12 protein-coding genes are annotated in these 11,254 nt (G+C 76.2%); 4 read left to right on the top strand and 8 right to left on the bottom strand.

Annotation, left to right across the window (positions count from 1 at the left end):
* Positions 1–1,712 (bottom strand): PAS domain-containing protein (locus V9U69_RS14945; protein WP_337062646.1); only part of this gene is annotated, 1,712 nt, incomplete at its 3' end.
* A 99-nt stretch (positions 1,713–1,811) separates the two neighbouring features.
* Positions 1,812–2,600 (bottom strand): TSUP family transporter, encoded by a 789-nt coding sequence (locus V9U69_RS14940; protein ID WP_337062645.1) that lies wholly within the window; start codon positions 2,598–2,600, stop codon positions 1,812–1,814.
* 468 nt (positions 2,601–3,068) lie between these two features.
* Here V9U69_RS14940 and V9U69_RS14935 point away from each other — a divergent pair, with 468 nt between their 5' ends.
* Positions 3,069–3,686, top strand: a complete 618-nt coding sequence (locus V9U69_RS14935) for a TMEM165/GDT1 family protein (protein ID WP_337062644.1) — start codon at positions 3,069–3,071, stop codon at positions 3,684–3,686.
* 174 nt (positions 3,687–3,860) lie between these two features.
* Positions 3,861–4,247, top strand: coding sequence for an ATP-binding protein (locus V9U69_RS14930; RefSeq protein ID WP_337062643.1), 387 nt, complete (start codon positions 3,861–3,863; stop codon positions 4,245–4,247).
* Between the two features lie 18 nt (positions 4,248–4,265).
* On the opposite strand, the gene V9U69_RS14925 is transcribed toward V9U69_RS14930, so the two are convergent.
* The 3 genes from V9U69_RS14925 to V9U69_RS14915 are packed head-to-tail and all read right to left on the bottom strand — an operon-like array spanning position 4,266 to position 6,258.
* Positions 4,266–5,456 (bottom strand): MFS transporter, encoded by a 1,191-nt coding sequence (locus V9U69_RS14925; protein ID WP_337062642.1) that lies wholly within the window; start codon positions 5,454–5,456, stop codon positions 4,266–4,268.
* A complete protein-coding gene (locus tag V9U69_RS14920; protein WP_337062641.1) occupies positions 5,453–5,899 on the bottom strand; it encodes a hypothetical protein in 447 nt (148 codons plus the stop codon). The genes V9U69_RS14925 and V9U69_RS14920 overlap by 4 nt, the downstream gene beginning before the upstream one ends.
* Positions 5,896–6,258 (bottom strand): hypothetical protein, encoded by a 363-nt coding sequence (locus tag V9U69_RS14915; RefSeq protein ID WP_337062640.1) that lies wholly within the window; start codon positions 6,256–6,258, stop codon positions 5,896–5,898. The genes V9U69_RS14920 and V9U69_RS14915 overlap by 4 nt, the downstream gene beginning before the upstream one ends.
* A 139-nt stretch (positions 6,259–6,397) precedes the next feature.
* Here V9U69_RS14915 and V9U69_RS14910 point away from each other — a divergent pair, with 139 nt between their 5' ends.
* Positions 6,398–7,489, top strand: a complete 1,092-nt coding sequence (locus V9U69_RS14910; protein ID WP_337062639.1) for an alkene reductase — start codon at positions 6,398–6,400, stop codon at positions 7,487–7,489.
* 70 nt (positions 7,490–7,559) lie between these two features.
* Here V9U69_RS14910 and V9U69_RS14905 read toward each other — a convergent pair whose 3' ends face one another.
* The 3 genes from V9U69_RS14905 to V9U69_RS14895 form a co-directional block, all read right to left on the bottom strand.
* Positions 7,560–8,306 carry a sulfite exporter TauE/SafE family protein gene (locus V9U69_RS14905; protein ID WP_337062638.1) on the bottom strand — a complete coding sequence of 249 codons (747 nt, stop codon included), beginning with the start codon at positions 8,304–8,306 and terminating at the stop codon, positions 7,560–7,562.
* An 80-nt stretch (positions 8,307–8,386) separates the two neighbouring features.
* Positions 8,387–8,794: an alternative ribosome rescue aminoacyl-tRNA hydrolase ArfB gene (arfB, locus tag V9U69_RS14900; RefSeq protein ID WP_337062637.1), complete on the bottom strand. Its 408-nt coding sequence runs from the start codon at positions 8,792–8,794 to the stop codon at positions 8,387–8,389.
* Positions 8,795–8,864: 70 nt separating this feature from the next.
* Positions 8,865–9,398: a dihydrofolate reductase family protein gene (locus tag V9U69_RS14895; protein WP_337062636.1), complete on the bottom strand. Its 534-nt coding sequence runs from the start codon at positions 9,396–9,398 to the stop codon at positions 8,865–8,867.
* 149 nt (positions 9,399–9,547) lie between these two features.
* Between V9U69_RS14895 and V9U69_RS14890 the strand changes: the two genes are divergently transcribed.
* On the top strand, positions 9,548–11,143 hold the full coding sequence (locus V9U69_RS14890; protein WP_337062635.1) for a methyl-accepting chemotaxis protein: 1,596 nt from the start codon (positions 9,548–9,550) through the stop codon (positions 11,141–11,143).
* Positions 11,144–11,254 lie beyond the last annotated feature (111 nt).

Genomic DNA, 11,254 nt, shown 5'->3' with positions numbered 1-11,254 from the left:
GCGGTCGCGGTGGTGTCCACCGCCAGGCCCTGCATGGTGGCGTCCAGGCTGGTGAGGACCGCGGCCGGCCCGGCGCCGCTGGAGTACGCGATGCCGCGCAGCAGGCTGCGCACCTGGCTCATCGCCGCGGCGGCGTCCACGTCGTGGCCCATGACGTCGCCGATGACGAGGACCGTGGCCCCGTCGGGGGTGAGGAACGCGTCGTACCAGTCGCCGCCGACCTGGGCGGCGGCCGCGGCCGGCTGGTAGCGCACGGCCACCTGCACGTGGTCGGGTTCGACGGGTGCCGTCAGCAGGCTGCGCTGCAGGCCCTCGGCCATGCGGTGCTGCTGCGTGTACAGGCGCGCGTTGTCCAGCGCCACGGCGGCCCGGTCGGCGACCTGCAGGGCGGTCAGCACGTCCTGCGACGGCATCGGGGCGCGCGTCGGCCCGCGGAAGAGGCTGACCAGGCCGACGGTGCGGCCCCGCGCCCGCAGCGGCAGCATCGCGAACGACTCCGGGGCGAGCTGACGCAGCAGGTCGCGAGCCCGGCCCGGGGCGAGCACGGCGAGCAGCTCGGCGGTGCCGTCCCGCTCGACCGTGACGGGGCGGCCGGTGCGCAGCGCACGGCGCAGCGGGGCGTTCTCGCCCAGCGCGGCCAGGCGGGCCCGCCGGTACTCGGCCACCACGGGGCGCATCTGCTCGGCCACGTGCCAGGAGCCGATGTCGCGCAGACCGCCCTGCTCGTCCACCAGGGTCACCAGGCACCAGTCGGCCAGCGCCGGCACGAGGTGCTGCGCGAGGCGCCCGACGGCCTCCTCGGTGTCCAGGGTGGCGGAGAGGTCCTCGCCGACCCGCACGAGCAGGCGCAGCCGGTCGGCGGCCTCCTCGGCGCGCCGGCGGGCCTGCTCGGCCTCCGCGTGGGCCTCCTGCGCCTGCGCCTGCGAGCGCCGGCGGTCGGTGATGTCGAGGAAGTACACCGACAGCCCGTCGGGGCCGGGCCACGCCCGGACCTCGTACCAGCCGTCCAGCGGCGGCGGGTAGTACGCCTCGAAGGCCACCGGTTCACCGGTCGCGGCGGCGCGGCGGTACTCCGTCTCGAAGGCGGTGCCGGCGGCGTCGGGGTACAGCTCCCACACGACCCCGCCCAGCAGCTCCTCGCGCGGGCGCCCCAGCAGCCGTTCGGCCTCGGCGTTGACGTACGTGAAGCGCCACCGCCCGTCGAGCAGGTAGAACGCCGCGGACATGCTCTCCAGCACCCGGGAGGTGCGGGCGGCGGCGTCGTGGGTGTCGGTGGTGTCGTAGGCGGCGCCGAGGATGCGCACCGCGCGGCCGGAGGCGTCGGCCAGCGCACGCCCGCGGGCGCGCACCCAGCGCGTGAGGCCACCGGGGAGCACGACGCGGTACTCGGACTCGAACTCCCCGCACGTCTCGGCGCACTCGGCCAGGGCCTGGGTGACGCGGGGCAGGTCGTCCGGGTGCAGGCGCTCCTCGAACGCCTCGATGGTCTCGCAGAAGCCGGTGCGGTCGTAGCCGAACAGCTCGACCAGGCGGTCGTCCCACGCGAGGCGACCGGTGACGAGGTCCCAGTCGAAGCCCCCGACACCACCGGCGGAGATCGCCAGCTGCCAGCGCAGCCGGTCCACCTCCTGCTCGACGGTGAGCCGGTCCTCGTCGAGCCGGTCCTCGTCGAGCCGGTCCGTGTCGTCGTCCCGGGGCGGCACACCGCTCACCGCGCCACCTCCGCTCCCCGCTCGGGCGGGGTCCGTCCCGGCCGCCGTCCAGGGTAGGCGAGCCGCGGCGCACCCCCGGCCCGCCGCGACCCGCCCGGCTCAGCCGGCGAGGACCTGCCAGCCGAGGCGCACCACCAGCACCCCCACCACGACGAGGAACACCCCGCGCACGAACCGGCTGCCGGCGGAGACGGCGGTGCGGGCGCCCAGGTAGCCGCCCAGGAGGTTCGCCGCGCCCATGAGCAGCCCCAGCCGCCACAGCACCGCGCCGTGGGCGGTGAACACGACGAGGGCGCCCACGTTGGTGGCCAGGTTGACGATCTTCGCGGTGGCGCTGGCGCGCAGGAACGCGTAGCCGAGCAGGCCGACGAGGGCGAAGACGAGGAAGGCGCCCGTGCCGGGGCCGGCGATGCCGTCGTAGAAGCCGATGACGGCGCCGGTCAGGACGGCGACGACGGTGTGCCGGCGGCCGTGGAAGCGCAGCGCGGTCACGTCGCCCAGGTCCGGCTTGAGCAGCGTGTACGCCGCGACGAGGACGAGGGCGACGAGGATGACGGGGGTCAGGACGCCCTCGGGGACGGCGGCGGCGCACAGGGCCCCGCCGGCGGCGCCGAGCGCGGCGACGGCGGCCGTGGGCACGGCGGTGCGCAAGGGGGGGTGCACCCGGCGGTAGTAGGTGGCCGAGCTGGTGGCCGTGCCCATCGCGCCGGCGAGCTTGTTGGTGGCGAGGGCCTGCACGGGGTCCATCCCGGGCACGAGGAGCAGCGCGGGCAGCTGCACGAGGCCGCCGCCGCCGACGACGGCGTCGATCCAGCCCGCGCCGAAGGCCGCGAGGACGAGCAGCGCCAGGGTCGCCGGGCCGAGCGCGGCGAGGGTCTCGGCGCTCACGGGCGGTCCCCGGCGCGGGTGGTGGGTCGAAGCACCGGCACAGCCTGTCAGGGCCGGCGGTGCCCGGGGTTTCGCCCCGCCGCAACCTGCGCGGGGTCGTCCCGCTGGTCGCCCGGACGGTTCCCCGGTGCCGCCGGGAACGGGGAGCCGTTCCGGTTCTGCCTGCAGATTCCTTGCGTCGCAGCATCTCTCCTCGGCAGCCGACCTCGGGGCGGAGGCGGTGACGGGGATTTCCCGCGATCGCGCCGGGTGTGCTGGAATGGCGGTGACGAGGGGGAGTAGCCCGCTCACCACCGGTCGACACGCTGGCCCCGCGGGGCCCGGCCGGTGGGCCCGCGAGACGCGGGTGGGCGAGACCTTCGGCACCGTTCACGCCCACGCACCGCCGGCGCGCACCGGGTGCCCGTGGCGCGTGCGTGCCGGGGCTCCCGCCGCGGCGCGCGGCGCCGGAGAGGAACCGACACCACCGTGGACCCCGCCGTCGTCCTGGCGAGCTTCCTGCCCGTGCTGCTGCTGGAGCTGCCCGACAAGACCTTCGTGGCGACCCTGGTGCTCGCCACCCGGTTCCGCCCGCTCACCGCCTGGCTGGGGGTGGCGCTGGCGTTCGCGGTGCAGACCGGCATCGCGGTGGTGGCCGGGCGCCTGCTGGCGCAGCTGCCGGACCGGCCGGTCGCGGCGGTGGCGGCGGTGCTGTTCGCGGTGGGTGCGGTGACGTTGTTCCGCGGCGCGGCGAGGGCGCGCGCCGCGGAGGAGGAGGCGCTGCACGAGTACGAGCGCAAGGTGACCGGCGGGGCGCGCGGGCTGCGGGCGGTGCTGACGTGCTTCGGGGTGGTGTTCCTCGCGGAGTGGGGGGACCTGTCGCAGCTGTTCACCGCGGGCCTGGCCGCCCGCTACGAGGACCCGGTGTCGGTGTTCGCGGGGGCGTGGGCGGCGCTGCTGGTGGTCTCCGCGCTGGCCGCGGCGGCGGGGGCGACGCTGATGCGCCGGCTGAGCGTGGCGACGGTCAGCCGGGTGGGGGGCGTGGTGTGCACCGCCCTGGCGGTGCTGACCCTGCTGGAGGTGGCGGGCGTGGACCTGCCGGTGTGACCAGCCGGTGCGACGTCGCGCGCTCCGGGTCCGGCGTGCGCGGGGACAACCGGCCGATCGGGTGATTGACTGTCAGTCACGCGGCGATGACTGTTCTCACACGGGGCACGCCGCGGACGAGTCGCGCCGCGGGCCCCCGCGGCGCCCGAGGGGCGAGCGGGAGGTCGAGGGCCGGTGTTCCACGTGGTCCTCCCCCCGTCACCGCGCTCCGTCGGCGTGGCCCGCTGGCTCATCACCGAGTGGTGCGCGCCGTGGGTGAAGGCGTCGGAGGTCTCCGAGGACAGCGTCGACGCGCTGCTGCTGCTGTCCAGCGAGGTCGTCACCAACGCCGTCGTGCACGGCTCCGGCATGGTGCGCGTGGCGCTGACGCGCACGGGGGCGTCGCTGCGCCTGGAGGTCTCCGACGAGGGCGGCGGCATGCCGCTGATCGGCGCGCAGCGCGCCGACGCCGAGAGCGGGCGCGGCATGGCGATGGTGGAGCTGCTGTCCAGCCGCTGGGGCACCGAGCTGGACGAGGGCCCGCTGGGCAAGAAGGTGTGGTTCGAGCTCGCCGGAGCGTGAGGCCCCGCCGCACCGCGCTCAGGCCGTGCGGACCACGTCGTCGGCCCCGGCCCGCCGCGCGGCCGCGGCCTGCCCGGCGGCCGCGGCCGCCACGAGCAGCAGCGGCACCGTCCACGAGCCCGTCGCCTCGTGCAGCGCGCCCACCAGCACCGGGCCCGCCGCCGCCAGCAGGTAGCCCACCGACTGCGCCATGCCGGACAGCGCCACCGCACCGGCGGCGTCCGCCGCGCGCGAGGCGGTGGCCGCCAGCGCCAGCACCAGCGCCGCTCCCCCGCCCAGCCCGGTCAGGGCGACGCCCGCCGTGGCCAGGACGGCCGCCGCCCCGCCCGTGGCCGCCAGCAGCAGGGCGATCCCGGTCAGCTCCACGAGCGCGGCGCCCAGCATGGTGCGACGGGTGCCGCGCGGGCCGCGGGCCAACGCCGGCACGAGCAGGCTGGCGCTCACCCCGGCGGCCTGCAGCAGCGTCAGCTCCCAGCCGGCGGCCACCGCCCCCAGCCCGGCGCGCTCGCGCAGCAGCGTCGGCAGCCACGTCAGCAGGCAGTAGAAGACGAACGACTGCGCGCCCATGTGGGCGGTCACCGCCCACGCCAGCGGGGAGCGCCACGGCGCCGGCGCCCGGTGCCCGCCCGCCGCGCCGGCGGGGCGGGCGCGCAGCAGCGGCGCCCACAGCGCGGCCGCGGCCAGCGCGGGCAGCGCCCACACCGCCAGCGCGGTGCGCCACCCGCCGGGCAGCTGCTCGCTCAGCGGCACGGCCGTGCCGGACGCGATGCCGCCGGCCAGCTGCATCACCACGAGGTAGCCGCTGGTGACCAGCGCCAGGTGCGCGCCGAAACCGGTGCGCACCACCACCGGCAGCAGGACGTTGGTGACGGCGATGGCGACGCCGATCAGGGCGGTGCCCGTGAACAGGGGCGCCGCACCGGGCACCCAGCGCAGCGCGGCACCGGCCACGAGGAGCACCAGGGCGGCGACGACGGTGGGCTGCACGCCGAGGCGGCCGGCCGCGCGCGGCACCGCGCCGGAGGCCGCGGCGAATGCGATCAGCGGCAGGGACGTCAGCAGCCCGGCGGCGGTGGTGCCCAGGCCGGTGCCGGCGGACACGGCCGGCAGCACCGGGCCCACGCCCGTCAGCGGTGAGCGCATGGAGCAGGCGGTCAGCAGGACGGCGGCGAGCAGCAGCGCGCCCGCGCGGCGGGAGGGGGTGCTCACGGGCGGGCCGGGCGCCGGGACTCGGCCCGCAGGTACACCAGGCCCAGCACGGGCAGCACCAGGGGGACGAACAGGTAGCCGCGCCCGTAGGCGGACCAGACGGTGTCGTCGGGGAACGCGGCGGCGTCGGCGAGGCTGAGCGTGCCGACGGTGAGGACGCCGAGCAGCTCGACGGTGCAGGCGACCCACGCGGTGCGCCGCCAGCGCCGGCCGGTGCGGGCCAGACCGAGGGTGGCGACGACGTAGACGACGCCGGCGAACGCCGACAGCGCGTACGCCAGGGGCGCCTCGGTGAAGCGGGTGGCGATCTGCACGCTCGCGCGGGAGACGGCGGCGACGGCGAAGACGGCGTACAGGGCCACGAGCACGCGGCCGAGGCCGGTGGCGGTGCCCCGCGGCGGCGCGTCCGGTGCGTCCGGGGCGCCGGGGGTGGTGGCGCTCACCGCGTCACCTGGAACAGCAGCAGCGCCCGGTAGGCGATGACGACGACCGCCAGGCACGCGACGAGCAGCACGAGGACGCTGGGGCGGGAGCGGTCGGCGAGCGTCCACAGCGTCGCCGCCGGCAGCACGAGGGGCGCCACGACGAGGTAGGCGATCGACGTGGCGAGCTCCACCGGGCGGGTGCCGGTGACGAGCGCGGCGACGCCGTCGGCGACCAGCGCGAGGACCGCGAGCTCCACGACGGCCAGCCCGGCGAGGTGGGCGCGCCCGACGCGGCGGTCGCGGGCGGCGGTGAGCACCGCCCAGCCGCCCATGACCGCGGCGAGGCCGCAGACGACGGCGACGAGGGTTCCGGACACGGACGCCGACTCTACGAGCCGGGCCGGGCGGGGCGGCCGCCCGGGTGAGGCCGGGAAGAGTGCCCGTGGCAAGGGGGTTGGTCCCGGGGAACGACCGGTGGGGCACCCCGCCGGACCCCGACGGAAGGACACCGACACCGTGGACCTCTTCTCGCCGGTCGCCCTGGGCGACCTGCAACTGGCCAACCGCGTCGTCATGGCGCCGCTGACCCGGATGCGCGCGGAGGCCGACGGCACGCCGAACGCGCTGATCGCCGAGCACTACGCGCAGCGCGCCAGCACCGGTCTCATCGTCACCGAGGGCACCTACCCGACCCCGGAGTCGCGCGCGTACGCCGGCCAGCCCGGCATCGTCACGCCCGCGCACGTCGAGGGGTGGCGCCGCGTCGCGGACGCGGTGCACGCCGAGGGCGGGCGGCTCGCCATGCAGGTCATGCACGGCGGGCGCGTCTCGCACACCGCCATCACCGGCACCGACCGGATCGTCGCGCCCAGCGCCATCGCGATCCAGGGCGAGGCGCACCTGCCCGACGGCACCAAGGCGCCGTACCCGGTGCCGCACGCCCTGACCCGCGACGAGGTCCGCGGTGTCGTCGACGACTTCGTGGCCGCGTCGAAGCGCGCGGTGCTGGAGGCGGGGCTGGACGGCGTGGAGGTCCACGGCGCCAACGGCTACCTGCTGCACGAGTTCCTCGCGCCGGGCTCGAACCACCGCGACGACGAGTACGGCGGTTCCCCGGAGAACCGCGCCCGCCTGACGATCGAGGTCGTCACCGCGGTCGCGGAGGCGGTCGGCGCGGGACGCGTGGGCGTGCGCATCTCCCCCGCCCACAACATCCAGGACGCGTGGGAGCAGGACCCGGCCGACGTGGAGGCCACCTACCAGGCGCTCGTGGAGGGCCTGCGCCCCCTGGGCCTGGCGTACCTGAGCGTCCTGCACCCCGACCCGGCCGGCGACCTCGTGCAGGGGCTGCGCAAGCGGTTCGAGGGCCCGTTGATGGCGAACAGCGGCTTCGGTGTCGTCACGACCCGCCAGGACGCCGTGGACCTGGTGGCGGACGGTGTCGCGGACGCGGTCGCGGTGGGCCGCATGGTCATCGCGAACCCGGACCTGGTGGAGCGCTGGGCCGGCGGGCACCCGGAGAACGAGCCGAACCCGGCGACGTTCTACGCGGCCGGCGCCACCGGGTACACCGACTACCCGTTCCTCGACGGGCGCACCGGCGCCTGACGCGCACGGCCCGGCCGGGGTTCCCCCGGCCGGGCCGGGCACCGGGCCGGGCACCGGTCCGGGTACCGGGTCACGAACCCAGCCACAACCGCACCGCGAGCGCGAAACCCGCCACGGCGATGGCGACGCGCAGCACACGCGGGTCGAGGTGGCGGACGACGACGGGACCGATCCGGCCGCCCAGCACGCAGCCCACCCCCAGAGCCAGCGCCGCACCCCACGCCACGTCCGCGAACAGCGCGAAACCCGCGGCGGCGACCACGTTCGCCCCACCCACCAGCACGTTCTTCAGGGCGTTGTTGCGCGCCAGGGTCTGCGCGTACAGCACCTCCGTCAGCGCCAGCAGCACGACCCCGGCCGCCGCGCCGAAGTAGCCGCCGTAGACGCCGACCGCGAACAGCGCCAGCAGCGCCAGCGGGTTGCGCGACGAGAGGCGCCCGGGGCGCAACCGCTGCACGCGCGGCTGCAGCAGCAGCAGCGCCGAGGCCAGCGCCACCAGGAACGGCACGACCCGCTCGAAGGAACCCGCCGGCAGGCCCAGCAGCAGCAGGCACCCGGTGGCGCCGCCGGCCGCCATCACCGGCAGCAGGCCCGCGACGCGGCGACCCTGCCCGCGCAGCTCCGGGCGGGCGCCGACCGTGGCGCCCACGGTGGTGCCGAACAGCGCCACGGTGTTCGTCACGTTCGCGGCGATCGGCGACAACCCCGTCAGCAGCAGCGCCGGGTACGAGACCAGCGACGCCAGGCCCGCGGTGGAACCCACCAGGCCCGCCCCCGTCCCCGCGGCGAGCAGGAGCAGGACTTGCGCGAGCGTCACCCGCCGATCCAAGCAGACGCCGGCGCGGTGGCCGCACCGGCCGGGGCGCGCCGAGCGGGGACTCACCGGTGCCGGCGGGCTCAGTCGTCGGTGCTGCGGCGCAGCCGCTTGACCTCGCCGCGGCGCTTCTTGCCCTCCACGCGGCGGCGCTGCGAGCCCCGGGTGGGCCGGGTGGCGCGCCGCGTCGCCGGCCCGGGGGCGGTCGCGTCGGCCAGCAGGTCGCGCAGCCGCTCCAGGGCGGCCTCCCGGTTGCGCCGCTGCGAGCGGTGCTCGCTGGCCACGACCGTGAGCACCCCACCGCTCAGGCGCGACGACAGCCGCCGCAGGGCCCGTTCGCGCAGGTGGTCGGGGAGGGCGGCTGAGCCGGCGAGGTCGAACGACAGCTCGACGCGCGAGTCGGTGGTGTTCACGCCCTGACCGCCGGGGCCGGAGGCGCGGGAGAAGCGCTCGGTCAGCTCGACGGCGGGGACGGTCACCGCTGGGCTCACCCGGACGTCGCGCACGTCCACCCCAACGGCGCCCGGCGGCAGCGGCTTCCCGGGGCCCGGTGCGCGGCGCTCACCCGGTCACCGCGTAGGTCGACTGCACGAACCCCGCACCGAGCACGCGGGTGGAGCGGTGCTCCAGCGCGACGTCGCGGTCCAGCCGCCCGAACAGGGGCAGGCCCTCACCGAGCAGCACCGGCGCGGTCGTGATCGTCACCTCGTGGACGAGCCCGGCCGCGAGCATCGCGGTGATCGTGCGGCCGCCGTCGACGTACACCGTGCGGGCGCCGGCGGCGGTGAGGGCCGCGACGAGCGCGTCGAGGTCGCGCACCATCCGCACGCGGGGAGCCTCGGCGGGGTCGAGGGTGGTGCTGAGCACCAGGACGGGGGTGTCGCCGTAGGGCCACTCGCCGAAGGTGAGGACCTTCTCGTAGGTGCCGCGGCCCATCACGAGGTGGTCGACGCCGGCGGCGAACTCGTCGTAGCCGGTCTCCCCGGCGTGCTCACCGCGCGAGGTGAGCCAGTCGATGTCGCCGTCGGGGCGGGCGATGAACCCGTCGAGGCTGGTGGCGATGAAGACGGCGCCGGTGAACGGGACGGGGCTCACGGGGTCCTCCGGGGCTGCGGCGGGGCGGGTGGCCGGCGTGAGGGTACGCGCGGGCCCGGACCGGTGCACGGATTTCCGCACCACGCCCACCACCCGGCCCAGGAGCCCGGGAGGCTCAAGCCCGGCCCGGGCGGCGTCGATGGGTGAGCGTGCTCACTCGACTGCGCGACCTGAAGGTCGCCTCCAAGTTGTTCGCCGGTTTCGGCGTCGTGTGCTTGCTGCTGGCCGTGGTGGTCGGGGTGGGCATCACCCGCCTGCAGTCCTCGCAGGCCAACCTGGAGAAGCTTTCCAGCCTGGGGGTGGCGTCCGTGGAGAGCGTCGGGAAGGTCCGCGCGCTCTTCCTGCAGGGCCGCATGGACATCACCAACGCCGCCCTGGTCACCACGCCGGCCGACGTGAGCGACAGTCTGGACGCCATGTACGCCACCGACGGCAAGATCGACGAGGCGTGGGAGGCGCTGGAGCAGACGGCCTCGCCGGAGTCCGCCGAGGAGCGCGCCGCGTTCGAGGAGAAGCTGAGCGAGTACCGCTCCTCCCGCGAACAGCTGGTCGCCTTCGCGCAGGCCGGCGACGTCGACGGCTACACCGCCTACCGCAGCAGCGACGTGGCTCCGCTGGCCGCGGAGATGATGGAACAGCTGGAGACGCTGACGACCATCGAGAGCGAGGGGGCCGCCAACCTCACCGTCGAGGGCAACAGCGCCTTCCACAGCGCGGTCACCCTGCTCATCCTCATCGGCGTCATCGCCCTGGTCATCGCGATCGCCACCGCGGTTCTGATCTCCCGCTCCATCGCCAGCCCCCTGGCCCGCACCCTGACCGTGGTGCAGGGCCTGGCCACCGGCCGCCTGGACCAGCGCGTGGACTACACCGCCCAGGACGAGGTCGGCCAGCTCGCCGGCGCGGTCGACACCACCATGGACACCCTGACCACCACCGTGCGCCGCATCGCCGGCGCCTCGCAGACCCTGGCCGGCTCCAGCGAGGAGCTCTCCGCCGTGGCGACCCAGCTGTCCTCCGGCGCCAGCCAGGCCGCCTCGCAGTCGCAGGTCGTCTCCGCCGCCACCGAGGAGATCTCCGCCTCCATCGGCACCGTCGCCGCCGCCGGCGACGAGATGTCCTCCGCCATCCGCGAGATCGCCACCTCCACCGCCGAGGCCTCCTCCGTCGCCTCCGCCGCCGTGGCCAACGCCTCCGAAGCCTCCGCCATCCTCGAACGCCTCTCCGCCTCCTCCCGCGAGATCGGCGAGGTCGTCAAGCTCATCACCTCCATCGCCGAGCAGACCAACCTGCTGGCGCTGAACGCCACCATCGAAGCCGCCCGCGCCGGCGAGATGGGCAAGGGCTTCGCCGTCGTCGCCGGCGAGGTCAAGGAACTGGCCCAGCAGACCGCCCGCGCCACCGAGGAGATCGTCGGACGCGTCAACGCCACCCAGACCGACGCCTCCGCCGCCGCCAGCGCCATCGGCGGCATCACCGAGGTCATCGCCCGCATCGACGCCCTGCAGGCCACCATCGCCGCGGCGGTGGAGGAGCAGTCGGCCACCACCTCCGAGATGGTGCGCAACGTCGCGGAGGTCTCCACCGGCTCCCGGGAGATCGCCACCAACATCTCCGGCATCGCCACCGCGGCCGACCACACCACCGCGGGGGCGAACCAGACCGCGGCCACGGCCGGTGAGGTCTCGGCCGCTGCCGCGGAGCTGAAGGAGCTGGTGGGCTCCTTCACCCTCCCCCGCGCCTGAGACCCGTCCCGTCGCACGACGACGGGCTCAGGACCGGTACTCGCGGGGACGAGGGAGCACACCTGCACCGCGAGCAGCAGGACGGAGCGGTGGGCCGGGCGGCGAACGCCC

The organism is Kineococcus sp. G2, from assembly GCF_037154035.1.
Lineage (GTDB): Bacteria > Actinomycetota > Actinomycetes > Actinomycetales > Kineococcaceae > Kineococcus.
Note: the sequence above shows the minus strand (reverse complement) of the source record. Positions and strands in the feature narration are given on the sequence as shown.